Origin of the sequence: Shewanella mangrovisoli (genome assembly GCF_019457635.1) — a bacterium.
In the GTDB taxonomy this organism is placed as follows: domain Bacteria; phylum Pseudomonadota; class Gammaproteobacteria; order Enterobacterales; family Shewanellaceae; genus Shewanella; species Shewanella mangrovisoli.
Genome location: NZ_CP080412.1, coordinates 2,331,302 through 2,356,528, shown reverse-complemented (window position 1 = coordinate 2,356,528; position 25,227 = coordinate 2,331,302). Strand labels below are relative to the sequence as shown.

Annotated in this window: 16 protein-coding genes and 2 tRNA genes; 11 read left to right on the top strand and 7 right to left on the bottom strand. The window is 48.9% G+C overall.

Annotation, left to right across the window (positions count from 1 at the left end):
* Positions 1 to 189: 189 nt before the first annotated feature.
* From K0H60_RS10290 to lacZ, 3 genes are all read left to right on the top strand, one after another.
* Positions 190 to 266: transfer RNA gene (locus K0H60_RS10290), tRNA-Val, on the top strand.
* A gap of 50 nt (positions 267 to 316) precedes the next feature.
* Positions 317 to 393: transfer RNA gene (locus tag K0H60_RS10285), tRNA-Val, on the top strand.
* 630 nt (positions 394 to 1,023) lie between these two features.
* Positions 1,024 to 4,161 (top strand): beta-galactosidase, LacZ type, encoded by a 3,138-nt coding sequence (lacZ, locus tag K0H60_RS10280; RefSeq protein ID WP_220058095.1) that lies wholly within the window; start codon positions 1,024 to 1,026, stop codon positions 4,159 to 4,161.
* 94 nt (positions 4,162 to 4,255) lie between these two features.
* Here the strand turns inward: lacZ and soxR are convergent, their stop codons facing one another.
* Positions 4,256 to 4,696, bottom strand: a complete 441-nt coding sequence (soxR, locus tag K0H60_RS10275) for a redox-sensitive transcriptional activator SoxR (protein ID WP_086904318.1) — start codon at positions 4,694 to 4,696, stop codon at positions 4,256 to 4,258.
* Between the two features lie 195 nt (positions 4,697 to 4,891).
* Between soxR and K0H60_RS10270 the strand changes: the two genes are divergently transcribed.
* The 3 genes from K0H60_RS10270 to K0H60_RS10260 are packed head-to-tail and all read left to right on the top strand — an operon-like array spanning position 4,892 to position 10,531.
* Positions 4,892 to 6,019, top strand: coding sequence for an efflux RND transporter periplasmic adaptor subunit (locus K0H60_RS10270; protein WP_220058094.1), 1,128 nt, complete (start codon positions 4,892 to 4,894; stop codon positions 6,017 to 6,019).
* A gap of 5 nt (positions 6,020 to 6,024) precedes the next feature.
* Entirely contained in the window at positions 6,025 to 9,102 is a 3,078-nt protein-coding gene (locus tag K0H60_RS10265) for an efflux RND transporter permease subunit (RefSeq protein ID WP_220058093.1), read from the top strand.
* On the top strand, positions 9,095 to 10,531 hold the full coding sequence (locus tag K0H60_RS10260; protein WP_220058092.1) for an efflux transporter outer membrane subunit: 1,437 nt from the start codon (positions 9,095 to 9,097) through the stop codon (positions 10,529 to 10,531). The genes K0H60_RS10265 and K0H60_RS10260 overlap by 8 nt, the downstream gene beginning before the upstream one ends.
* Before the next feature lie 181 nt (positions 10,532 to 10,712).
* On the opposite strand, the gene K0H60_RS10255 is transcribed toward K0H60_RS10260, so the two are convergent.
* From K0H60_RS10255 to K0H60_RS10245, 3 genes are all read right to left on the bottom strand, one after another.
* Positions 10,713 to 11,624 carry a LysR family transcriptional regulator gene (locus K0H60_RS10255; RefSeq protein WP_220058091.1) on the bottom strand — a complete coding sequence of 304 codons (912 nt, stop codon included), beginning with the start codon at positions 11,622 to 11,624 and terminating at the stop codon, positions 10,713 to 10,715.
* A 243-nt stretch (positions 11,625 to 11,867) separates the two neighbouring features.
* The gene (locus K0H60_RS10250; RefSeq protein WP_220058090.1) at positions 11,868 to 12,821 is read right to left on the bottom strand and encodes a TIGR03571 family LLM class oxidoreductase; all 954 of its coding nucleotides are present in this window, start codon (positions 12,819 to 12,821) and stop codon (positions 11,868 to 11,870) included.
* Positions 12,822 to 12,829: 8 nt separating this feature from the next.
* Entirely contained in the window at positions 12,830 to 13,312 is a 483-nt protein-coding gene (locus K0H60_RS10245) for a nuclear transport factor 2 family protein (RefSeq protein WP_220058089.1), read from the bottom strand.
* A 432-nt stretch (positions 13,313 to 13,744) separates the two neighbouring features.
* Here K0H60_RS10245 and K0H60_RS10240 point away from each other — a divergent pair, with 432 nt between their 5' ends.
* Entirely contained in the window at positions 13,745 to 15,376 is a 1,632-nt protein-coding gene (locus tag K0H60_RS10240; protein WP_220058088.1) for a methyl-accepting chemotaxis protein, read from the top strand.
* A 231-nt stretch (positions 15,377 to 15,607) separates the two neighbouring features.
* Here the strand turns inward: K0H60_RS10240 and K0H60_RS10235 are convergent, their stop codons facing one another.
* From K0H60_RS10235 to K0H60_RS10225, 3 genes are read right to left on the bottom strand one after another with little or no spacing between them, the layout of a single operon-like run.
* Positions 15,608 to 17,086, bottom strand: coding sequence for a sigma-54-dependent transcriptional regulator (locus K0H60_RS10235; RefSeq protein WP_220058087.1), 1,479 nt, complete (start codon positions 17,084 to 17,086; stop codon positions 15,608 to 15,610).
* An 8-nt stretch (positions 17,087 to 17,094) separates the two neighbouring features.
* Entirely contained in the window at positions 17,095 to 20,454 is a 3,360-nt protein-coding gene (locus tag K0H60_RS10230) for a PAS domain S-box protein (RefSeq protein ID WP_220058086.1), read from the bottom strand.
* A gap of 1 nt (position 20,455) precedes the next feature.
* Positions 20,456 to 21,358: a phosphate/phosphite/phosphonate ABC transporter substrate-binding protein gene (locus K0H60_RS10225; RefSeq protein WP_220058085.1), complete on the bottom strand. Its 903-nt coding sequence runs from the start codon at positions 21,356 to 21,358 to the stop codon at positions 20,456 to 20,458.
* Between the two features lie 310 nt (positions 21,359 to 21,668).
* On the opposite strand from K0H60_RS10225, the gene K0H60_RS10220 reads away from it, so the two are divergent.
* The 4 genes from K0H60_RS10220 (at position 21,669) to K0H60_RS10205 (ending at position 25,153) form a co-directional block, all read left to right on the top strand.
* Positions 21,669 to 22,904 (top strand): PP2C family protein-serine/threonine phosphatase, encoded by a 1,236-nt coding sequence (locus tag K0H60_RS10220; RefSeq protein WP_220058084.1) that lies wholly within the window; start codon positions 21,669 to 21,671, stop codon positions 22,902 to 22,904.
* Positions 22,901 to 23,296 (top strand): ATP-binding protein, encoded by a 396-nt coding sequence (locus K0H60_RS10215; RefSeq protein ID WP_220058083.1) that lies wholly within the window; start codon positions 22,901 to 22,903, stop codon positions 23,294 to 23,296. The genes K0H60_RS10220 and K0H60_RS10215 overlap by 4 nt, the downstream gene beginning before the upstream one ends.
* Positions 23,297 to 23,507: 211 nt before the next feature.
* Positions 23,508 to 23,849, top strand: coding sequence for an STAS domain-containing protein (locus K0H60_RS10210; protein ID WP_086904305.1), 342 nt, complete (start codon positions 23,508 to 23,510; stop codon positions 23,847 to 23,849).
* Positions 23,850 to 23,884: 35 nt separating this feature from the next.
* Entirely contained in the window at positions 23,885 to 25,153 is a 1,269-nt protein-coding gene (locus K0H60_RS10205; RefSeq protein ID WP_220058082.1) for a polysaccharide biosynthesis/export family protein, read from the top strand.
* The last annotated feature ends 74 nt before the right edge of the window (positions 25,154 to 25,227 follow it).

The window sequence follows — 25,227 nt, the reverse complement described above, 5'->3', positions numbered from 1 at the left end:
TGGCCCGCATCACAGTCTAACTTGCCGTTTTATCAACAACTTTGCTGAAACACTGGACAAGTTGCACAGCAATTCACCATTTGGCAATAAAATTCATTTTTTTGCTTGCCAGCCTTTCGCTATCCCCCTAATATAGCGCTCGTTCCGAAGCACAACGCAAAGTTGTGTTGAGGCAACGATTAAAACAATGCACCCGTAGCTCAGTTGGTTAGAGCACTACCTTGACATGGTAGGGGTCGGTGGTTCGAGTCCACTCGGGTGTACCACTCTCTTCACAGAGTCTAAAAAGTGAATTACTTATTAAAAAGTAAACAGTGCACCCGTAGCTCAGTTGGTTAGAGCACTACCTTGACATGGTAGGGGTCGGTGGTTCGAGTCCACTCGGGTGTACCATTTCTAGCTTTAACTCCCTTTAAAACCTCAATTTTATATAATCTTCCATCAAGATTCTTAATTTTTATTTGTGCCTGAGATAAAATCTTCGAGCCTGTTTTAGTTTTTTTGCAAAAACATTCAAACATGCCCCACCCTTCGGCTCAGCCTGATTTTGCCTTTATTGTTTGGTCCACATTTACCGCTGTTCCCCCACAATTCGCCGTTTTTCTAAATTTGTGCCCATTTCGTGCCAAACATCTCGACACCATCTGCTGTTGCAATTTTAAGCTGAAACGACAATCACATTAGGCTTTCAATCCCACCTATTTTGTCAGCGTAAAGCATTCACTGATCAATGCCTGCTGACCGATAAGATAAGGACATTTAAGTATATTGAAGTTGATTCCTAGTAAACCAGACGGCATAGTGTTTGCGGTTATTCGATCTAACAAGGGGAAAATTCAACAATCATCTTTGACAAAAAATCCACTATAACTGGCTCAGATCAAGTGAGTGGAAGCCAAAATACTGGCTTACAAGTTGGCTTACGGAATAGTAAAGCAAGTGTATAACTTCAAATAATAATACAGGCACAAAACCTGACCTCATAGTTACACACTAGTGAACGCTTAATATTAGGGAAACTTTATGATTAGCCATCTTTTCAAGCGCAGTAGAGCGTGCACTGTGGTGCTCGGCTTATTGTCATGTGTGCCGTACCAGCAACTACAAGCAAAAAATCTTAATGACTGGGAAAACCCAGCGGTATTTGCCATTAACTCATTGCCCGACAGGGCTTATTTTATCTCCTACCCTAGTAAGTCATTAGCCATGGCTGGGGAGGAGCAAGCCTCAGATCAATACCATTCTCTCAACGGGGAATGGCACTTTAACTTTGTCAAAACTCCCGCCGAGCGGCCATTGGACTTCTTCAAAGAAGATTTCGATGTGTCTCAGTGGCCATTAATCAAAGTGCCATCCAACTGGCAACTGCAAGGCTATGATTATCCTATCTATGTTAATCACGGTTACGGCTTTCCCAAAAACAAACCTTTAGCACCAGAATATGATCCTGTGGGCTCTTATCGCCGTGATTTTACGGTTGCCGATGATTGGCAGGACAAACGCATCATTTTGCACTTTGGATCGGTCAAGTCCGCCTTCTATGTCTGGGTAAACGGCAAAAAAGTCGGCTACAGCCAAGATGGCAAATTGCCCGCAGAATTTGATATCACAGATTTCGTCAAAAAAGGTCAAAATAGCCTGTCATTGCAAGTCTTTCGCTGGAGCGATGGCAGTTACTTAGAAGACCAAGACATGTGGCGCATGAGTGGTATTCAGCGCAATGTGTTCCTGCAAGTTGTCCCCAAAGTACAGTTGTGGGATTTCCATGCCGATACTTCGCTGAAAAACAGCTATCAAGATGGTTTGCTTGATCTTAGCGTCCAACTGCAAAACAGCGATAACAAAGCCCAAGATGTGTCACTGCACGCTGCGGTATACGACGGTGATAAATTGCTGTGGCAAAACAAAACCGATGTCACCATCGCGGCGGGGAAAACCGAGACCATCGACAAGACTCACGAGTTTGCCAAAGTGGCTGCGTGGTCGGCCGAAGCGCCCAAGCTCTATGACTTAGTATTAACCCTTAGCCGTAAAGGCGAAGCGGACCAAGTCGTGCGCCAAGGTTTGGGCTTTCGCAATGTAAAAATCGAAAAAGGCCAGCTGTTAGTTAACGGCCAACCCATCATAATCAAAGGAGTTAATCGTCACGAGATTGAGGCGAAACACGGCCAAGTGGTTAGTCGTGAAAGCATGCTGCGTGACATCGAGTTGATGAAGCAATTTAACGTCAACACAGTGCGTAACTCGCATTACCCCAACGATCCTTACTGGTACCAACTGTGCGACCAATATGGATTGTATGTGGTGGACGAAGCTAATATCGAATCTCACGGATACGGCTTCACCCCGGAGGGCAATATCGGCAACGATCCGCAATTTAAAGCGGCGATTCTTGACCGCGTGCACGGCATGATTGCCCGCGATAAGAACCATCCATCCATTATCTCTTGGTCACTGGGGAATGAGATTGGCCCCGGCCCGAATATGTCTGCGGCCTATCAGTACGTGAAATCCATTGAAGACAATCGCATCGTGCAATTTGAAACTCGCGAAACTTGGTTCAAAGAGAAGATGACCGATGTGATTGGTTGGATGTACGCCGACCGAAATGAAATCAGCACTCAATACTTGGGCAAATATCCTGAGCAACCGTTTATCTGGGTGGAATATGCCCACACTATGGGCAACGCTGGCGGCAATCTCAAGGAGCTATGGGACTTTGTCTACGAACATCCGCAAGTGCAAGGTGGTAGCGTGTGGGATTGGGTAGACCAAGGGCTAGAGCAAACCGATGCCAACGGCAATGTCTACTACGCCTACGGCGGTGACTTTGAACCCAAAGGTACCCGCAACGCCAACAACTATCTAGCAAACGGTTTAGTAGGTTCCGATCGCGAGCCTCACCCATCGTTATATGAGCTGAAAAAGCTCTATCAAAACATTGTGGTGACCCCAAAAGATAACGGCCAATATGAAGTGCTTAACCGTAACTTCTTCAACGATTTAAGCAATGTAACAGGCAAATGGACATTGCGAGAAAACGGTGTCGCGGTACAGCAAGGTGAACTGCCAACGCTGCTCACTAAACCTCAAACCACGAGCACTATTAGTGTCGATGCGCTGAAAGCGTATCCGTATCAAGATGATAAAGAGTATCTGTTGGACTTTAAGTTTGTCAGCAAAGCGAAACAAGGGGTGATCCCAGCAGGCCATGTTATGGCCGCCGATCAGTTCCTCCTCAAAACGCCGATGGCAGCACCGGTTTTAGCTAGCGCCAAACAGCTCGAACTACAACAAACTGCAGATGAAGTGAGCGTCATTAGCGATGCAGTTAAAGTGACCTTTAACAAACAAACTGGCCGCCTGCAAAGCTATCGAGTTAAGGGAGTTGAGCTGGTGAACGTGGGCGAAGGGTTATTCCCGAACTTTTGGCGTGCCCTGACCGATAAAGACTATGGCAACCGCCTCGGTGAACAATCAGTCGTTTTTAAAGCCGCCGTAGAGACCGCCAAAATCACCAATGTGGATGTGCAGCAAACGAATGGTAAAGCAAAGGTTACTTTCTCTATTAACTTCCCTACCCTACATAGCGATGCCAGCATCAGCTATCAAGTAGGAGCCAAAGGCGAAGTGTTAGTGGATTACCAAGCTAGGCTTGCTAAAGATCTGCCAGAAATGCCGCGTTTTGGCCTTAAAATGCAGCTGCCCGATGGATTTAATCACGTCAGTTGGTATGGCCGTGGACCGTGGGAAAACTATCAAGACCGCAAATATGCCGCTGATTTAGGGATTTACCATGCTAACGTCAGTGAACTGTACACCCCGTACATTCGCCCACAGGAAAACGGTAACCGCAGCGATACCCGTTGGCTGACCATCACCAATAAAGCTGGTGTGGGTTTGAAAGTGATTGGCGATCCACAGTTTGATTTCACTGCGCACCACAACACCATTGCTGATTTTGATTATCCAAAAGAAGCACAGCGTCATATCAACGATATTCAGCCACGACCGATGACCGAGTTGATCCTTGATTTACGCCAACGTGGTGCCGGTGGCGATAATAGCTGGGGAGCAACACCGTACGATAACTACCGTTTATTGCCAGAACAACAGCAAGACTATCGTCTGCAGCTATTACTGCAACCGATTAACCAATAAAAACCAAAAGAAACGACCCATTAGGGTCGTTTCTTTTAATCCATTGTGCTGATACTCGCGACAATCACCATTTAACCAAGCATGAGCCTTTGAATCAAAGATCATCGAGTAGGTGTGCACCCGGGCCTTCTTTTGCCAACTCATCGTCAGGGTTTCTAAGCGGACAGTCACTGAGTGATAAACAGCCACAGCCGATACAACCTTCCATTTTATCTCGAAGCATTATCAATGTTTGTATACGTTTAGTGAGCATCGCGTGCCACTCTTTGCTGAGTTCACTCCATTCCTTTGCTGAAATAGCGCTATTAGGCAAGGTGTCGAGGTGCGCTTTAATTTCGTGTAGAGGGAGTCCAGCCTGCTGTGCAACACGGATAATAGCAATTCGGCGTAGGACACTTCGCTCATAGCGACGCTGATTTCCACCATTACGTGTACTAGTGATCAACCCTTTGGTTTCATAAAAATGCAGCGCAGATACGGCGACACCGCTGCGTTTGGCTACTTCACCCACAGACAAAGCTCCGGTGTTATCCATGATGTAAAATTCCTTATTGACCTCAAGTATACTTGAGGAAATATTATTCGCGTCGGTTAACGCAATCAAGCGTTTATTCATCTCTGACAACTTATTCAGGAGCCGACATGGGTAACAATTCTTCCCTTCGTCATGACTTTTTATTCGCAAGCAGTATTGATTCTTTGACTATTTCTTTCGCATTGGGAGGCCAGCATGAGTAATGGCGTTCAACTGCCTCCTGCCCCTGTCGAAGACAACCAGCACTTAAAAACCACATTGCTTATCACGGCGGTTTTTCTCGCCCTAGTGTTAGGTGGCGTTTATTACTGGAAGGCCTACCTCGCGGGTCACCAAAGCCATTGGCAGCCGCAAACTGTGCCAGTCAGTGCAATGCAAGTCACTGCGGGGCCGTTACCTATGCAATTGACTGCTGTCGGTGAGTTAACCGCGGTGCAGCAAGTGACCTTATCCGCTGATGTAGCTGGGCGCGTAGATGCGATTAAGTTTCACTCGGGTGAACACGTTAAACCACAGCAGCTACTGGTGGAGTTATATAACGGCCCCGAGCAAGCCGCACTGCAAGCGGCGCAGGCGCGCCTCGCATATGCCAAGCATCAACTGGCGCGCTCGCAGCAATTAGCCCCATCAGGTGCAGAATCATTGGATGTGTTGCAAGAGCGTCAATCGGCATTTGTCCAAGCGCAAGCCGATGTGCAAGCCGCACAAGCACAACTGCGCCAAAAGCAGATCTTAGCCCCGTTTGCTGGTGAGTTAGGGATCCGCCAAATTGACCTTGGTGAATACATCAATCCCGGTGCAGCGGCTGTCACACTGACCGCGCTCGATAAGTTGTATGTGGAATTTACCCTGCCACAGCAAAACTTTGCCGCCATTAAGGTGGGCGGCGACATTATGCTCAGCAGCGATGTCTATCCGCAGCAGCAATTCAGCGCTAAGGTTCATGCCGTTGAACCGCAACTAGACAGCGATACCCGTAACATTCGCGTACAGGGTGAGTTTAATAATGCCGAGCAACTGCTACGCCCCGGTATGTACGTCAATGCAGCGCTGCAATTACCCGCCGAACAAAACACCATAGTGGTCCCTGCTACGGCCGTACAAACCTCAGCCCAAGGCTACAGCATGGTGGTGGTTCGGGGCGATAACGCCAAACAAGGCAAAGCCGATATCGTTGCGGTGGAGATTGGTAAACGCATCGACAATCGCATTCAAATCACCAGTGGTATTCAAGCGGGTGACGTGATTGTCGTGACTGGCCAAAACCGCGTGCAACCCGGTGCTGACGTTGTAGTACAAAATCTACTGGCCGCAGGAGAGTAAGCACTATGCACTTTACCGACCTCTTTATTCGGCGGCCGATATTATCGATCGTCGTCAGTTTGATGATCCTGCTGATTGGGATCAGCGCCACCTATAACCTGCCCATCCGCCAGTATCCGCAGATGGAAAGCGCCACGATTACCATTGATACCGCGTTACCCGGTGCCACGCAGGACATGATGCAAGGTTTTGTGACCACACCGATTGCCCAAGCCATTTCTACCGCAAGTGGCATCGAGTACATCACCTCGACCTCAAGCCAAGGTAAAAGTCATATCTCGGCCAAATTGGTGCTCAATGCCGATGCGGACCGCTCTATGACTGAAATTCTGTCCAAAGTGCAAACGGTAAAATATCGTCTGCCTGAAGGCGTGACCGATCCAGTGATCGCCAAAATTACCGATGGTGCCTCAGCCATTCAATATCTGGCGTTTGTCAGTGACACCTTGTCACCGCCACAAATTGCTGACTTTATCTCCCGTGTGGCACAACCACTGATTACTTCGGTTCCTGGTGTCGCATCGGCTAACGTCGTTGGCGGCGCATCATTCGCCATGCGTATTTGGGTCGACCCAGTCAAACTGGCCGCCCGAGGAATGACGGCGAGCGATGTTGCCAGCGCCTTGCGTAGCAACAATATCCAAGCATCACCGGGACAATTAAAAGGCGACGCCACTGCATTAAATATCACCGCGGGCACCGACCTACGCAGCGTCGATGCCTTCCGCCAGATGGTGCTCAAGCAAGGCAACCAAGGTGTTGTGCGCCTACAGGATGTGGCAACCGTCGAACTTGGTGGGCAAAACTACGATTCCGCCATGCTGGCCTCTAACCGCCGCGCGGTATCTGTGGCGATTTCACCAACGCCTGACGGCAACCCGCTGGATATCGTAGCTCAGATCAATGACTTGATTGATGATATGCAGAAAGTTGCTCCGCCCGGCTTAGAAGTGATTAGCCAGTTCGATGTGGCGCATTTCGTCGATGCCTCTATCGAGGAAGTCGCCCATACGCTGGTTGAAGCGATTGCCATCGTGGTGGTGGTCATTTTCCTATTCCTCGGTACGTTCCGCGCGGTCATTATTCCCATCGTTACCATTCCACTGTCATTGCTCGGTACTGCCGCACTGATGTTAGCCTTTGGCTTCTCGCTGAATCTACTGACCTTACTGGCGATGGTGTTGGCGATTGGTCTGGTGGTGGATGACGCGATTGTGGTGGTAGAAAACATTCACCGTCATATTGAGGAAGGATTATCCCCCTTTAACGCCGCCCTTAAAGGCGCACGCGAAATTGTTGGGCCAGTTATCGCCATGACCATCACTCTCGCCGCTGTGTATGCACCTATCGGCATGATGGGCGGTTTGACCGGCGCCCTATTCCGTGAGTTTGCCTTTACCCTCGCAGGCTCTGTGATCGTCTCCGGCGTGGTGGCACTAACCCTCTCGCCAATGATGAGTGGCAAGTTATTGGAATCGCGTCAATCCGAATCGAAATTGGCGCAGTGGATTGAGCGTTACATGGAAGGCCTCACCACCCGTTACGTCAAACTACTGGATAAAACCTTAGTGTCGCGCCCTGCCGTGCTGCTGGTCGGTGTGGTCATTCTGGCGGCGATTGGCGTATTGTTCAGTGGTGCGAAACGTGAGTTGGCGCCCGCCGAAGATATGGGTTACATCTTCGCGCAAACCAAAGGGCCGCAATATGCCAACGTAGACTACACAGCCAAATACAGCACCCAAGTAGACAAGCTATTCCAAGACTTACCTGAATTTGAACGCAGTTTCTTTGCCATTGCCAACGATGAAGCTAACGTGGGCTTTGGCGGCGTCATTCTCAAAGAATGGTCAGAGCGTGAGCGTAGCGCCGACGAAATCCAAGGCCAATTAGCGGGCATGACCGCAGGCGTGGATGGCGTGTATACCTCGCTATTCCAAGACAGTCCGTTGCCAGCGTCGACTGGTGGTTTGCCGGTACAGATGGTGATCCGCTCCTCCGGTGAATTTGGTGAACTGTACCAAACACTGATGGGGCTTAAAGGTGCGGCTTATGGCAGTGGTTTATTTGCCTTCGTTGATAGCGATTTAGCTTTTGATAGCGCCGAAGCCCATATTGATATCGACCGCGATAAAGCTGGTGAACTCGGGATCAGCATGGCCGAAATCGCTGATACGCTGGCTATTTTGGTTGGTGAGAACTACATCAACCGCTTTAACTGGTTTGATCGCTCATATGATGTGATCACGCAAGTGCCACAAACTGAACGCCTCACACCAGATAATCTTGGTAATTACTACGTGCGTACTGGCGCTGGTAAGTTAGTGCCGTTATCAACTGTGGTTAGCGTTGAGATTAAACCGCAACCGAACAAACTGCCGCAATTCAACCAGATGAACTCTGCGACACTCTCTGCGGTATTGATGCCGGGCGTCACCATGGGTCAAGCCGTAAGCTTCTTACAGCAGCAAGCGTTGCCAGATGGCACCACAGTCGATTGGCTGTCTAACAGTCGCCAATTTGTGCATGAAGGCAACCGCTTGACCGTGTCGTTCGCCTTTGCCTTGATTGTGATTTTCTTGGTACTGGCAGCGCAGTTTGAGAGCTTTCGCGATCCCTTGGTCATTCTGGTGACTGTGCCACTGGCAGTTTGTGGTGCATTAGTGCCTATTTATCTTGGCTTTACTACGCTCAACATCTACACCCAGATTGGGCTTGTGACACTGATTGGTTTGATCTCAAAACACGGGATTTTGATGGTGTCGTTCGCTAACGATATGCAGTTGCACGAGAAGATGAGCAAGCTAGACGCCATTCGTCACGCTGCGGCTGTGCGGATGCGACCCGTATTGATGACGACAGCGGCCATGGTGGCGGGTTTAGTACCGTTGCTATTTGCCGCTGGCGCGGGCGCGGCGAGCCGTTTCGCTATCGGTATTGTGGTCGTGATGGGCATGTTGATCGGTACGCTGTTTACCTTGTTTGTGCTGCCAACGATTTACACCCTGCTGGCAGCGAATCACCAACATGACCAACATCACGATGTTGCCACAACTGATAACACCACGGAGGTGGCCCATGGTTAAGTTACATTCAGCTCATAAGCTGCGTCCGTTAGCGTTATTGCTACCGCTCGTGCTTAATGCATGCAGCACTGCGCCTAATCCACAAGATTACGCACCGCACGCGGTTAATGTCGGCGAGTTTGTCAGCCTTGTTGATGGCCAAGAATCGGTGCAACCCTTGCCAAATGATTGGTGGCAGCTGTACCACGACCCGCGCTTAAACCAGCTAGTGACACAGGCGCTAAGTGCCAACAATGATCTACGCGTTGCAGAGGCAAATCTTCGCCGTGCGCAAGCCGTGCTAAAACAGTCAAAATCAGACAGATTGCCATCGACTAACCTATCCGGCGGCGCCAGTTATGGCGATGCCGAGCCAACGGTCACGGATGAACAATGGACGGAGTCGACTGGCTTGTCAGTGGCATGGGAAGCGGACTTTTGGGGCCGCATCAGCCAAGCCATTGATGCGGCCAATGCCGATGTCGCTGCGGAGCTAGCCGCACGCGATTTAGTGCGAGTCACCGTTGCGGCGCAGACGACCCGCGCTTACCTCAATCTGTGTGCCTACGGCAATCAGTTACAAGTGGTCCAAGACTCACTCGCTAACAGCCTACAGCAGCGGGACATCGTGGCGGCACAGTGGCAAGCAGGCAAAGTGACCGAATCTGCGCTCGCCAGTGCTGAATCAGTAGTGGAAACCGTGAAGTCGCAGCTTCCGATGGCGCAGGCAGCAAAGCAGAATGCGCTGTTTGAGCTAGCAGCGCTGCTGGGGGTAACGCCAGCTGAAGCCCCCGCTAACTTACAAGATTGTCGGTTACCACCGAGCGTGTCGCTGGCGTTGCCCGTGGGTGATGGTTCAGAGCTACTGCGTCGTAGGCCCGATCTGCGCCAAGCGGAACAGGCGTTGGCGGCGGATATCGCCCGTGTTGGCGTGGCCACCGCTGATCTGTATCCACGTATCACGTTAGGCGCATCGGCCAACTATCTGCATAACGATGTAATCAAAGGCAGCGATAGCTTTAGTTATGGTATTGGGCCACTCATTTCGTGGAATTTTCCAAACACTTCAGCGGCAAGAGCACGTTTAACTCAAGCAAAAGCCCAAGCAGATGCTTCGGTAGCGAGCTTTGATGCGCAGGTGTTAAACGCGCTAAAAGAAGTGGAGCAAGCATTGACCTCGTTAAACGCGGTGACCGAGCAGCAACAGGCGTTAGCACGTGCAGAACAACAAGCTAACCGTGCTTACACGCTCGATAAAGCTCGCTTTGATGTGGGAGCGATTGCCCATGTGCAGTTGTTGGTGAGTCAGCGCAACATGCTTGATAGCCGCGCTGCAAATGCTGAGTCGCAAGTCGCGTTAACCAACGCACAGGTCGATCTGTTTAAGGCATTAGGTGGTGGTTGGCAGCCGATATCATCGGCAAGTATTGATTCAGCTAAAGCGGATTAACGGATTGTCTGTTAACTAACATAATTAAAAGCTCGATCTTAAACACAGGATAGAGCTTTTATTTTCTGTAAAGCATCCTACTTATTGCTATCAACTTGGATCTCAGCTTAGCTCTCAAACGGTCACAGCCTATTTAACCACGCTATTAAAATGACTGGTATTAAGCGACTGGCGTTCAACGTTAATCAAGCACCCCACGTTGACTCGCATCGATCAGCATATCGACAACATGCCGTATCTTGGGCAACATTTGGCGATTTTTAGGCCATAAAGCATGGATTGGCATTTCTCCACCAGAATGTCCCTCGAGCACCTCACAAAGATTTCCTTGGCACAGTTCTTCTCCCACCAACCACAAGGGTAATTGCGATAAACCACAGCCAGCAAGCACTGCCGATAGCATAGCATCGCCATCGGATAATTCATGGGTCGGTGGCGGCGTGTATCGAGCCACTTCGCCAGTCAGTTGTTTCAGTAGCCAAGAGATGGGTTGCCCACGGCGAAAGCCAACAATACATTGATGTTGTTGTAAATCTTCTAGTTTTTGCGGTGCACCAACGCGCTTTAGATAATTGGGCGACGCGCAGATCACTAACTTTTGTGAGGTTAATCGCCGCGCAATTAAGCCGCTACTGTCTGCCAACTCGCCGATACGTACCACGAGATCGATCCCCTCTTCAATCAAATCGACAAAGCGCTCGCTGAATGTCACAGTTAAGCTCAACTCAGGGAACTGCTGCGTCATCTCCAATAGCAAAGGCAAGATACGCTTGCGGCCATAAGCTGCGGGTAAATCAATACGTAATCGGCCAGAAGGACGGCTAATGTGGGAGGTGAGTTCTGCTTCGGCTTGTTCAAGAATTTCCAATGCATTCAAACAGCTTTCAAGATAACGTTCCCCATCAGGAGTCAAACTTAAACGCCGCGTCGAACGTTGAAACAAGCTTAACCCTAGCCGTTCTTCCAAGCGCGCTACACTTTTACCTACTGCGGATTTTGTCAGTCCCAAGCGTTCTGCCGCAGCGGTAAAACTGCCATGTTGCGCTGTCATCACAAACGCATTGATACCGCCCATATGGTCATTTTTTCGCATGAGAAGCCTTATTGCTGGGTCATCAGTTTGGTCATTTGAGTTTACCGGAGTGGCTAGCGTTTATTGTAGAATGAGTTTCCTCGCTGACCTAAGATTACATTCTTATTCATATTGAGTAACTTAACTAGGCCGAACTGTCACTAAGTCCACTTAAGAGCATGGGCGCTACCGTCTATGATGTAATGCCAAATCATGTAGGCATAAGATTTCGCAAACCCATTGCCCCAGACCTACCCCCTTTCCTTAACGCATTTCCAGCGCTGGAATGACATAACTCCCAAGCTCATCAATCACTTCAGTGGCTGGGCGCGATGAGGGTTTTAGGTTAAGTGCTACATGTTGAACGCCCAAGGCTTGATGACGTCGTAACCTCTCGATGAGTGCATTACGGCCAATACTCACCACATTATAAAAACGCTGATATGGTGCATTTGGATTCTTGTCCAAATCAAAAAAGGTCGAGTAACCATAAGCGGGCGCAGGCAACTCACCCGCAGCCTGTTGCAGCGACGCAATAATATCTGTAATGGCGTTATCATCATCGACCGACCAGAGCCACGCATCCACATTTTTGGCTAACCATTCAATGGGCTGCCTCGAGCGCCCTACTGCCATCATCGGCAACCGCTGAGTCATTTTAGGATATAAATCGAGCTTGCCACTCAGTTGGCCATAATGGGTCGTTTGCACTCGAGGAAAGGATTGCTGCTGCAGATAACGAATATATTCAACTGCTTCACGATACAGCTCGCCACGGGCATCATAGTCAACACCAAAGGCGGGATATTCTACCGGGCGATCCCCCGTTGATAGACCGAGTACAAACCGCTGATGGCTAAGCAAATCTAGTGAAGCGGCTTGTTTTGCGACCGCTATAGGTTCACGCAGCGGAAGTACAATACCAGCGGTACCTAGGGTAATTTCTTTGGTCACTGCCGCTAGAAATCCTGCATATACCATGGGGTCGAGCATTTGCGCGGCATCACCAAAGTTGGGGTCGTAAAACGGTACGTCTCTTAGCCAAATACTGGAGATGCCCGCCTCTTCAGCCAGTTGTGCCAAACGCTGATGTTCTACCAATGTTGGAAAGGGTGAGTCAGGATACGCCTCAAGTGGCGTTAATAAACCTATGGTTAGCCGCTGTGGCGAAAATACCCGGGTAAAACTGCGAGGCGCTTCATCTAATTTAGCGTACATGCCGCCTCCTATCGGTCTTTATTGGTTTTTACATCGCTTTCTGCGTGCGGCCAAATGACATCTAATATCGTTTTAGCAATACGCCACTCACCATTTACACGCTGATATTCATCAATATATCGCCCTACCAACAAAAATGGATGCTGGGCGCTTGGCCGGTCTGTAACAAAATCGAGTAAGTAACAACTACCCGTAGCTGTGTTATCGCTTGTCAGCGTGATCATGTGATTGGTTATCGCATGCATAAATGGAAAGTGGCCGCGTTGCTGACTATCAAACTCTTGGTAGGCCGCGGCAAGGCTGTGTTTGATTGCAGGCAACCCCTGCATTGACCCAACGGTAACCACCACTTCAGCATCTTCGGTAAAGACTTCGCCCATACGCTCGGCATTGTTACCGTCGAGCAGGTTACTGTAGTGCTGGCGCAGCGCACGGATCTCTTCGCGATCTAATAACGCCTGAATACGCTGACTATCGATATGATTTGACATAATTACTCCCATTAGCTCATGGGTCTGTGCCGTGTGATTACGAACCACAGACGGGTGACTCAACTGATTGGCATAGTTTATTGCTTTATTTAAGTGAGATAATCATTCTGCAATTCGTTTCATTTGCGAAAAAAACTCTACAATCACCTTGCGTAAGAAGGCACACAGTTAGGTGAGCACCAATTTTTCCTGCTACTTAAAGCGCTAGTGTGCTTTGGCACTGCCCCACATTTATCGCTGTTACTTTAAATCATGTATTAGCCAAGGTTACCTCCGTTAAAACCCAGCAAATAACTACTGTTAATTCAGCGATTAATTATCCGTTGGCATAGCGAAAGTTGAATGTCTGGCTTATATATTTATGGAGGGAATAAGCCAGCTTCAGGCGTCGGATAAACACATTTGAACAGAATCATCATTGCTGGGGTTTACATGCGTAATCTAAAGATCAGTCACCTATTACTTGGCGCTTTTGCGATTCCAATTATTGCAATTCTAGGGTTAACCATGATGGCAATGAGCAAAATGCAAGTCATCAATGACCAGTCCACCGTCATATCCAATGACTGGTTGCCAGCCGTGCGTGTCATCGAGCGACTCAACGGTCAAACCGCAGATCTTAGGGTATTAGAATCCCGGCATATTCTCTCGCTGGATGAAGGACAGATGCGAGATACCGAGCGAGAACTGGAGAAAACCAAAACGCAAATCGATGACTCTATCCGCACTTACGAGCAACTGATCAGCGGCAATGAAGAACGAAATATCTTCAATGATTTTCAGCGCTTATATAAGGAATATCTGGTCGTTCACCAGAAGCTGCTTATACTGTCACGGGCAAATAAAAACGAAGATGCGAAGCAATTGCTGCTGACGGAATCACTCGACGCGTATAACGAATACTCGGATTTATTGCTGAAATTATCAGACCTGAATTACAAAGGCGCGCAGGACGCAAGCAACTATGGCGATGTGATTTACGATGAATCGATCAAAATAATGTTATTCATTTTGGTCATAGTGTCATTGCTGGTGTTAGTGACGTCGACGGCTATCTCAAAATTTATTATTACATCGATTAAAACCGTGCAGAGTTTTATGGCGAAATTGGCTAATGGCGATCTTTCGGATCGCATTGCCGATATTGGCAATAATGAATTGGGTGTTTTGGCCCAGGGCTGTAATGAGACAGCCGATAAAATCTCTGAAATGACCGAGCAATTAATTACCGTTGCCGATAATACCGCGATTTCGGCCGAAATACTCGCCTCCACCATGAATCAGGTTGAGCATAATTCCCAGCAAATGTTGGTGCAGGTAGAACAAATCGCGACGGCGCTCAATGAAATGTCCAGTACGGCACTCGAAGTGAGTAAAAATGCGACTGAAGCGGAAACCAGTGCCAGTGAGGCGATGGGCAATGTCTCTGAAGGCAATAAATCCCTCGGCGAGTCCGATAATATTTCAGTCAAAATTGGTGCGGCGATCCGAGATTCAGGCACCATAGTCAATCAGTTGAAAGATTATTCCATCGAAATTGGCTCGGTTATTGATGTGATTACCAGTATTTCCGAACAAACCAACCTACTGGCACTTAATGCGGCGATTGAAGCGGCAAGGGCTGGAGAAGCGGGTCGCGGTTTTGCCGTTGTTGCCGATGAGGTTCGCTCTCTTGCGGCTAAAACCCAGCAATCCACAATTGATATTCAAGAAATTATTTCAAAATTACAGTCTCAGGCGGAAAAGGCCGACCATTATATGAAGGCCAATACCAGTTTATTGGATGAGTCACAAATGGTATCGGAAAAAGTGCGTAGTGCTTTCCAAGGTATTTCGGCGTCCGTCAATGCGATTTCTAATGTTAATACCGTGGTTGCCACTGCCTCGAGCGAACAATCCAGCGTGACCGAAGACATTTCCAGAAATATCTCATCGACGGTTGAAATGGTCGATCAAAACGTGGTGGGAGTCGGCAACGCCAGTAAGGCTTGCCATGATGTGTTATCTGAAGCGGGTAAACAAAAACAGCTACTTGCCTTCTTCAAAACCAAGCGCAGTTATTGATTAGAGAATAGATGTATCCAGTGGGGCGATTGTGAGTTAAAGCGAACCACTGAACGTTAGCACACTTGAGATTTAACGCAGCCTAGGTTAGTGGAGTCTAGGTTGCGCTACAAAAGAGGATAAACACCTAACCGCAAACACTGTTGACGTTCAATGCGAAAGCTCATTGTTTAGCTATCTGTTGAAGCTCTGTCTTAACGCAAGTGTCAGCGGCTCAAATACAGCGATTTATTAGCTTGAACGTTCCGCTTGTTCTTCCCATGTCATGCGTTTGCGATAAATGGTCGATGGGCTAATGTCCAGCAGTGCGGCCGCTTTAGGAACATTACCATCACACAGGGCAATCGCTCCTTCTATCGTTTGCTTCTCGGTTAACCAAAGCGGTTGGATCCGCTGTTGCTCAGCAGTATGTGAATGCGCCTCTTGCGTGGACTCTGACAATAATTCGCGGCTCGCGACTTTAACGGGTGTATCAATGTCCAGTTTTGTCGTTTCGACCTGCATCTTAGTCTGCAGCTGAACTTTTGTTTGAAGCTGTGCTAGCGGCCTTAGCGGTGCGGAGAACATACTTGGCTCGACATGGCTTGCGTCATTGAGTACCACAATCTGACGGATCACGTTCTGTAGTTGCCTTACATTTCCAGGCCAATCATAGGCTTGCAACATGGCTGCAGCCTGAGGATTAAAGTCGATAAACTTTTTACCTTCTTCTTTGCTGTAGGTTTTTAATAATTGTTTGGCCAGCAAGAGCACATCATTTCCCCGTGCGCGCAGGGGCGGCAGTTCGATAGGAATAACATGCAGGCGATAAAACAAATCCTCACGGAAATGCCCAAGTTTGACTTCTTCCCAGGGCTCACGATTGGTGGCACTGATAAAACGAATATCCACATGCTCTTCTTTAGAGCCGCCCACCCGTTGAAAGGTCCCCGTTTGGATAAACCGCAGTAATTTGCTCTGCAGTTCTAAATCCATTTCGCAGATTTCGTCGAGGAACAAGGTGCCGCCGTCGGCTCGGGTCGCGGCGCCATCACGATTGTTATGGGCGCCAGTGAATGCCCCTTTGCAGTGGCCAAAAATTTCGCTTTCAATCAGTTCTTTCGGGATTGATGCGCAGTTTAAGGCGATAAAGGGTTTGTCGGCGCGATTACCGACTTGGTGAATGGCCTGGGCGCAGACTTCTTTACCCGTACCACTCTCCCCCATAATAAAAACCGATGCCTTACTGTTGGCGACACAATCAATGGTTTTGTACACACTCTGCATTGCCAGCGAATCGCCGATAAACCCTTGGTAATGCCCTTTTGGTAAGCTGTTTTCATACTGAGTCACAAGCTCGAGTAATTGCTTTTGTTTAAGGGCATTACGCACCGTTATCGCTAGTCGCTTGGCATCGAAGGGTTTAACTAAAAAGTCGAACGCCCCTGAGCGCATCGCATCGATGGCAATATCGATGCTGCCGTGGGCAGTGATCATAATGGTGCTGATATGGGGATGACTCTGCTGCACTTGCTTAAGGATGTCGAGCCCCGACATATCCGGCAGCTTAATATCGAGAATTAACAGATCTGGCTGCCAGTTCGATAATTCCTTTAGGGCATCCGCGCCGTAATGCACATGGGTTACGTTAATGTCCTCCGCGCGTAAATACTCCGTATAGAGCGCACCGAGTGACATACTGTCTTCAACCAATAATGCTGAATAATTCATAGCTATCCCTATTGAATAAATCGTTCCGTTAATAGGCTGTGAGTCTGTTTTCCGAGGACATCAATCTGTGCCATCAGCTCGGGAATGGCACCGAGCTGTTGCTGACGGGCACAGGCTTCTAATTTCTGAGCTAATAAGAACAGCGCCGTCGCCCCAAAACTGCCTGAACTGCTTTTTAGAGTGTGCGCTTGATCTTCAATCTCGTCCACTTGCGTCGATTCGAGTTCGCTCAACTGATTAAGCCGCTGCGCCAATTCATCGCAGAAGATCGCCATCATGTTCGATAGACTCGCTTTACCTAAGGTATGTTCAAGCTCCGCAAGGAGCGGCTCATCGAGTAAACTCGCTGTATTTTCCGCGGGTTTCGGTGAGTTTTGTAAGCTGACAACGGCATTGGGCAACCATTTTTGAATGGCATGCAGTAAGGTCTTTTGTTTGACGGGCTTAGCGATAAAGTCCTTCATCCCGACTCGATAGCAATGCTCTATCTCTTCTTTCATCACATTGGCCGACATCGCCAAAATAACTTGTTCAGGGTGATTTTGCAGGATGACTTCCGTGGCCTCGAGCCCATCCATCTCGGGCATACGCACATCCATCAAGACGAGGTCGAAGGGCTTTTCGGCGACCAACTTAACCGCTTCAAGCCCATTGCAAGCATAAGTGACATCGAACCCTGCCTTGGTGAGCATGGTTCCGGCAATAATTTGGTTCGCGGGGCTGTCTTCGGCGAGGAGGATATGACCTTGGAATTTCTCTTGGGCCACATATTCCTCTTCAAACTCATTCGCCAGCGCATCTTTACTCAAGAGTGCCAACTGCATGGCGCGGCTTAGGGGCTTATTGACGACTTGATCTAATCCTAAAGTAGCGAGCGAATGGGTTATTTCGGTGCTCATACCCGATACCAAGGCCACCATAGAACCATCGGCGGTTAAATGCGCTTGCCTTAAGCGATTGACATCCTGTTCATTCACATCCAAAAAGAAACTTTCGTCGAGCAAAATCAGGTTGAATTGACCTTTTATTTTTTTCGCCCGTTTTATTGATGGCCAGTCCATCACTTCAACCGTCTCAACACCGTATTGCGAATATTGTTTCGAGACGAGCGATAGCCAGATTGCATCATGATGAGCGAGCAGAACCCGAGAATGGGCGGGGAAATAATGACTGTGGCAGAAATTCCCCTCAAGCAATTGCAAAGACACATAAAAAGTAAAGCGACTGCCTTGACCAAGTTCACTTTGCAGCTCAATCGTGCCGCCCATCATAGTGATAAGCTCGCTACAGATGGCCAAACCAAGGCCCGTACCCTTGTAGTTTGTGTTATGGGTATCGTGTACTTGGCTAAATTCTTTGAATAGTTTGCTTTGCGCTTCCGCTGAGATACCAATACCTGAATCTGTGACACGGCAATAGAGTTGCACCTCGGTTTGGTGATTGTCGGGGATCCACATTTCCACTGTGATGGTGCCGGATGCAGTGAACTTAATCGCATTATCGACGAGGTTATGCAGCACTTGGCGTAAGCGCTGCTGATCGCCAACCACGGTTCTTGGCACATTTCGATTCACAAAACTGACCAGCTCTAACCCCTTTTCGAAGGCTTTGGGCTCAAGAATTTGCAGCACTTGAGCGACCAGTTTATCTGGCTCAAACTCATGGGACTCGAGCACCATCTGCCCGGCTTCAATCTTCGAAAAGTCCAAAATATCGTTAATGGTATGCAGCAAAGCACTGCCCGCTTCCCGCGCGATATTGGCGTGAATGCGTTGATCTTTGCTTAAGGATGAGTCGAGCAACAATTCCACCCCGCCTAAAATCGCGTTCAGCGGTGAGCGGATCTCATGGCTCATGGTGGCTAAGAAACGTGACTTCACCTTACTGCCCTGCTCGGCTTGTTCCTTTGCCTGCTGCAGTTTTTGCTCGTTGGCTTTGCGCTCAGAAATATCCCGCAAAAATGCCGTAAACAGCACTTCATCTCCGAGTTGGATCGGCACCACCTCAAGCTCAATGGGGATTAGATTTCCCGCCTTGCAGCGCGCGAGTAATTCGACCCGTTTATTGAGAATATGGCCTTTCTCCGTTTTCCGATAACGCGCCATCCCCTGTTGGTGCCCATGATGTTTGTCTTCGGGGATAATTAAATCCTCCAATAAGGCGCCGACAGCCTCCTCTCGGCTATAACCGAACAACCTTGTGGCCGCGAGGTTAAATTCAATGACTTTGCCCGACATATCGATGGTAATTAAGCAATCTTGGCTCGCCGCTAAGGTGGCAAGCAGCACTGACTCGGTTTTCGCTGCGGCGATTTCTTTGCGTTTCGCTTCTGATAAGTCTTTGACTAAACCGATAAACATCGCGCGATTATCGATGCTCATTTGCGACACGGATAAAGCAATGGGAAATAGTTGGCCGTCCTTACGTTGCGCCGTTAACTCGCGGCTGGTGCCGATGATTTTGGCAACATGGGTCGTGAAGTACTGCTGAATGTAGCCATCGTGCAATGGCCTTTGGTCGAACGGCATAAAAATCGAAACATTCTGGCCAATCAGTTCATTATGGGCATAACCAAAGAGTCGACTGACGGCGGGGTTGATGTCGGTAATAATGCCGAATTCATTGATGATCACAAAGCCATCGACCGCCGACTCAAGAATGGTATTGAGACGGATATTTGCCGCCTCTAATGCCTTAGTCCTAGCATCGACTTTATCGACCATATTGTTAAAGGCGCGGGTCATCTGGGCGATTTCATCCTTGCCTTTGACAGGCACCCTCACCCCAATCTCGCCCGCGAGAATGCGTTTAGAAGCGCTGGTTAGCTGAGTTAAGTTTCCGGTGAGGTAATGCCCAAGCAGCAATGAAAACAAGGCCACCAGCAGCATTTCAACCCCAGCGATTGAGAGGATCTGTTGTGTCACCGTATTAACCAGATTTTCAAGGCTCTGGGTCTCAAACCCCATGTTCACTTTGCCAAACAGATAGCCATTCACTTCAATGGGATATTCGAGATCGAAGATCCCATCCTTAACTTGATCCAGATGTTTATCCGCTTGATGCGAAACCTGAATGTATTTATCGGCGCCGCCATAGGCCAAAATGCGGCTCTGATCAGACACAGTTACATACAAGACTTCGCTGTGGCTTAACAGCTCTTGAATTAACGAATGTAATGTCGCCAGATCGTTACTGATCACCGCATCCTGCGCCGCCACAGAGAACAGCGTTAATGTGGTTTCGGCCCGTTTTTCAATTTGCGACTGATTAGACAACTTAAGGTAGTTAATGCTGGTATACACCAGCAAAAACAGTAATAAACCTTCGATTAAGGCGATCCCTAAAATTGTTTTCAGTCTAAACGACACACTATTTCTCCCCGAGCGGTTTGGTTAAGGAGCCGAGTTTGAGCGAGCGGACATCATCCCAATCTTGATCTTCTGCCGCGGTAAATGCTGAAAAGTCCACCGATTCTAATAAGGCTTTGCCCTGCGCTGTTGTCGAGAGTGCCATTAACCGCTCGAGCAGCATTTGACGCTGCGCCGCCGAGACTCTTGGATGCGTTGCGATAGCATGGGGCGTATAGGTCGGTGTTTGCCACAATACTGTTAATTGCTGTTTTTGCGCCTCGCTCAGATTATTAAAGGTGCGCTGCACACCGCCCCCCGCATCGACAAGCCCTTGCAGCACGGCTAAATATACTGAGTCATGGGAGCCTACATATTTTACCTGCACATTAAGATTGGCCTGCTGCAGATGTGCCCTTGGTAACACACTGGCTGCAAATGCGGCTGGCGCTGGAAAAGCCAAGGTTTTTCCCTCTAATTGGGCTAACGATTTGATCGGAGAATCCTTGCGCACCACAAGCAAGCCTTTGAGCTTTTTATCCTTTTCACGCGCTAAGGCCAAATAACCCGGGCTGTCATGAAACACCACATAGTGGTAGGGATTCATGTAGGCAATATCGTATTCCCCCGCCTTGAGCCGCCGCTCAAAGGTGGGAATGTCGGGCGCCGTTGCAAATTGCAATTGATAATTTGCATTTTCGGATAAGGCGGCGAGGATCGGTGGCCACAGCTTTGCGAGTTGAGTGGCTGACTGCTGGGGTACTACGCCAAAAACTAGCGTCGGTTTTGGGGTATCAGGGGGATTGCTATCCTGCGCATGAGTCGGCGATACCCAAGCCATTACGAATATTATCAGATAGATAAGCTGCCATTTTATGGCATTGTTAGGCGCTGCCTTGACGCACAATCTGGAAAACTGAGCCATGCTAAATGTCCTTTTCTCAATGATATGCATTCTACATATAGGGCATAAAACACTTTGCCCCTATGCTGCATCAGCAACCCCTGTGCCATAAAAAATACCATCAATAAAAACAATCACCTTGGAGAACATTTTGCCTGAGATAAACTCACTATGGATGAGGGTTTTGCATTTTGCAACAAGATGGCAAAAATCAGTCTTAAGCCTGCGCTTTTCGGCGATGCTTTGCAGTATCAACCTCAATTAGTTGGCTTTTTTTAAATGGGCATAGCTCTTGCTATCGAAGAATATTCGCCATTATCGGAGCCAGACTATGCCGCTCTCTTCGTTGTCATCGATGCAAGCCGTTACCTTGTCTGTGCTGGTCGTGGAAGATACGGACAGTGAGCGCCTTTATATCACACAGCTATTGAGGCAATTTGGTTGGTTAGTTCAGAGCCTAAGCAATGGTCAGGAGGCGGTGGATTATCTCGCTCACAACGAGGTACATATTATTGTCAGCGATTGGCGCATGCCCAAGATGAATGGTATTGAGCTGTGCCAAATCGTTAAAAATCATCAGTTACCGCCCTTTGTGATCCTGTTAACTTCTAATAATCAGACCGCAGACATAGTGCTGGGTATTGAAGCCGGCGCCGATGATTTTATCTGTAAACCGTTTCACCCGGAGCTACTCAAGGTCAGAATGTTAGCCGCGATGCGTATCGTGCAGCTGCAGCACCATCTGAGCCGCAACAATCAACTGTTACAGCAAGGGCTAGCTAAGGAATCCGCCTTGCTCAGTACCCTAAAACAAGATTTAGTTTCTGCCGCAAAAGTGCAGCGGGAATTGTTGCCCCGCAGTAAAACCTTGCCAAGGGGCTGGCAGTTACACCATGAGTTTCAACCCGCCCATTACCTTGCCGGGGATTTATATCAGTGTTTTGATTTGGGTGATGGTGAACTTGGTTTTTTCCTGATCGATGCCGCCGGCCATGGCGTTGCCGCCGCGCTGCAGAGTGTCAGCCTTGCCCAGCGTTTGTCGCTAGAGCGAACCGATTGGCGTGGCTTGTCGCCGCAGGAGATTGTCAATCAGCTCAATCGTGAGTTGAGCGATCCTGATAATACTGGCCGTTTTGTGACCCTACTACTTGGAAAGATCCATACCCAAACTGGCGAGCTGCGCCTGTGCAGCGCAGGCCATCCTGCGCCGTTACTGCTGAGTGAAACTGACTGCGCGCCTTTGTCTCTTGATACCGAATTACCCCTTGGGATCCACGCCGCCGTGCAGTATCAAGATCAACTCATAAGGCTTGCACCTGGGGCTCGACTCTTGCTGTTTTCCGATGGTGCCTACGAGTGCCAACACCCTAAATTTGGTTTTTTTGGCTTAGAACGATTACAAACCCTGTGCCGTAATGCCTACAGCCTAAACGACCAAGACTTGCTGCGCCATCTAAGCCACGCCTTAAAGCTGTGGCAAAGCGGCACAACCCAAGATGATATTTCCATGATGTTAATTACTTACCCATCTGCCAACTATGCCAATACGGCTCTGGAGGCCCTATGAACAGCTTGCAGTTTAATCTCACCCATGAACAGTGGCGTCAACATCCATTCTGTGACGAGTTAGAGCAGTTTATGCTGATACAAAATGTGCATGAGCGCCAACGCTTTAAAGTGATTACCTGCGTACTCGAAGCGGTAAGTAATGTGATTAGCCATACTCAGGATACCCATGAGCCTATTGTGTTGATCGTGCATTGTAACCACGACCGTATCGTCGTCGATTTACTCGATCATTCCCCCACAGTGCCCAAGGTTGCCTTCGAGGAGTGTCCAAACCAACTGAGCGAGCATGGCCGTGGCCTGTGGATCATGTACAACTGGATGGATGCGGTGCGTTTTCAAACCACAGTGCTTGGCTCACACTTAAGATTAACCTTAATGCGTCATCATTAAACCCACTCGATATCAAACCTAGCGAACCGCTAGGTTTGGTTTTCGCGTTACACAATCCCCATTGCAAATTGCAATGCATTTTCAAATCTGACTATAGCGCCCAGTTAATAAGCAAATTAACCACCTGATTTTAATCAATAAAAATCTTGGCCTGATAAATGCTGTCTGAAGATGCGGTTTCAATACTAACTGGCAGGCAGAGGTGATTATCATGAAATTCTTCCCACTTGAAAAATACAACGCGAGCCTAGTGATATTTCCAACCGAGATGATGATGGCCAACACAGCTACCCATAGAGCCGCACTATTGCGCCATATGGAGCAGAATACCAACCGCTTAATCATCAATCTTGAACAAGTGAAATATATCGACTCTAGCGGGCTGTCGGTGCTGATCTCCGCCCTTAAGCGGGCGCAGCAACAAGATGGTGAAATTCTGCTGTTATCACCCTCGGCCCATGTGCGTGCCCTGATCGAACTAACGCGCTTACATCAGATATTCAGTATTTATGAAGATCAAGACGCAGCCATCGCGCACTTTAGTTGCCACTAGTCGGGCGTGAGCATCAGCTAAGAGGGAGTGACATCATGGAAACCTTATCACACCGCCATGTAGGCAAGATTGAATGCAAACGCCGTTTTTCCTTGAGCCTAGCAACCCTAGGTGCCTCTATTTGCATGTTAACGGCCTGCGTCACTCCCCAGCGCACCACTCAGGACCAACTCTGTCAGCAACAGGCCGGAGAATATTGCCACTACTTTGGGCCGCAAACCTCCTATCTGCGTCAGGCGGATCAACAGTTGTTAACCGCGCAAACGGAAAACATCAGTCTTAATCCAACAGCAGTTCAAAACGTTAGCGCCACATTCAGCGATACTGCCAGCTTAGATGTGCAGCTCTCAGTGGGTGATAAATTGCGGGTAGGCGTTTTACATGGCGAGGATTTCAGTGCCGATGTCGAGATTGATGCCAACGGTCAAATCTATCTGCCCTACTTACCGCCCATCAATGCCCAAGGCTTAACAATCGCCTCCCTCAAGCAGCGCATAAGTCAAACCTTAGTGAGCGAGCAATTGATGCAGGCCAGCAGTGTGCGCGTCAATATCAGCCCCATCGCCTGGGCACCGATTGAAGTGACAGTATTAGGTTCAGTGTTTGAACCTGGGCAGCACTTTATCAATCAAAAATCCGATACCGAAATTAAGGATGACGATAAAAGTCATAGCGGCGATCAGGCCAGTGATAGAACCATAGCCGCCGCCCTTCGCGCATCCGGAGGTGTTAGACCCGACGCCCAGATCCGCCAGGTACGCGTGATCCGCGGCCAGCAACATTTTTTACTGGATTTATCCGGGGTGATTAGCGGCACCCAAGTGCCACGCTTCCTCTTAAGTGCTGGCGATCAAATCTTTGTCCCAAGTACCCGCCGTTTTGAAGATAAACTGGTGCGCCCTTCGCAGATCACCGCGCCTGGGATCCGCGTGTTTATTTCAAACTTAACTCAACCGGCGAGCAGTAACTCGCAATCTGCCGTCGATACCGAAGCGACACGTTTCCCCTACGGCACGCGTCTGCTCACAGGTGCTATTGCGGCCAACTGTGTTGGCGGTGCCCAAAGCACCAATGCCAGTCGCCATGTGTTACTGGTGACCCGTAATCCGCTCTCGGATCAAACCGATATCGTCGAGCGTTCATTGGACAGCTTGATCCGTGAGTCTTGGCAGCCACAAATGAACCCCGTGCTGCTCCCCGGCGATGGCATTGCCTGTTATGACTCTGGCGTGACCAATGTGCGTGAGATTGCGCGCAGCTTAACCGACTTACTGGTGCCCGCAAGTTTACTCGGTTTGCTGTAGTACGGAATTTGTAGTTCGGAACCAGCGCTTGGGTGACAGGTTACGTCACCCCTAGGATGATTCGACGAGGGGAC

What these genes read in the sequence shown, in the direction of transcription:
- lacZ (WP_220058095.1), top strand. Translation starts at nt 1,024, where the DNA reads ATGATTAGCCATCTTTTCAAGCGCAGTAGAGCGTGCACTGTGGTGCTC.
- soxR (WP_086904318.1), bottom strand. Translation starts at nt 4,696, where the DNA reads ATGGATAACACCGGAGCTTTGTCTGTGGGTGAAGTAGCCAAACGCAGC.
- K0H60_RS10270 (WP_220058094.1), top strand. Translation starts at nt 4,892, where the DNA reads ATGAGTAATGGCGTTCAACTGCCTCCTGCCCCTGTCGAAGACAACCAG.
- K0H60_RS10265 (WP_220058093.1), top strand. Translation starts at nt 6,025, where the DNA reads ATGCACTTTACCGACCTCTTTATTCGGCGGCCGATATTATCGATCGTC.
- K0H60_RS10260 (WP_220058092.1), top strand. Translation starts at nt 9,095, where the DNA reads ATGGTTAAGTTACATTCAGCTCATAAGCTGCGTCCGTTAGCGTTATTG.
- K0H60_RS10255 (WP_220058091.1), bottom strand. Translation starts at nt 11,624, where the DNA reads ATGCGAAAAAATGACCATATGGGCGGTATCAATGCGTTTGTGATGACA.
- K0H60_RS10250 (WP_220058090.1), bottom strand. Translation starts at nt 12,821, where the DNA reads ATGTACGCTAAATTAGATGAAGCGCCTCGCAGTTTTACCCGGGTATTT.
- K0H60_RS10245 (WP_220058089.1), bottom strand. Translation starts at nt 13,312, where the DNA reads ATGTCAAATCATATCGATAGTCAGCGTATTCAGGCGTTATTAGATCGC.
- K0H60_RS10240 (WP_220058088.1), top strand. Translation starts at nt 13,745, where the DNA reads ATGCGTAATCTAAAGATCAGTCACCTATTACTTGGCGCTTTTGCGATT.
- K0H60_RS10235 (WP_220058087.1), bottom strand. Translation starts at nt 17,086, where the DNA reads ATGAATTATTCAGCATTATTGGTTGAAGACAGTATGTCACTCGGTGCG.
- K0H60_RS10225 (WP_220058085.1), bottom strand. Translation starts at nt 21,358, where the DNA reads ATGGCTCAGTTTTCCAGATTGTGCGTCAAGGCAGCGCCTAACAATGCC.
- K0H60_RS10220 (WP_220058084.1), top strand. Translation starts at nt 21,669, where the DNA reads ATGCCGCTCTCTTCGTTGTCATCGATGCAAGCCGTTACCTTGTCTGTG.
- K0H60_RS10215 (WP_220058083.1), top strand. Translation starts at nt 22,901, where the DNA reads ATGAACAGCTTGCAGTTTAATCTCACCCATGAACAGTGGCGTCAACAT.
- K0H60_RS10210 (WP_086904305.1), top strand. Translation starts at nt 23,508, where the DNA reads ATGAAATTCTTCCCACTTGAAAAATACAACGCGAGCCTAGTGATATTT.
- K0H60_RS10205 (WP_220058082.1), top strand. Translation starts at nt 23,885, where the DNA reads ATGGAAACCTTATCACACCGCCATGTAGGCAAGATTGAATGCAAACGC.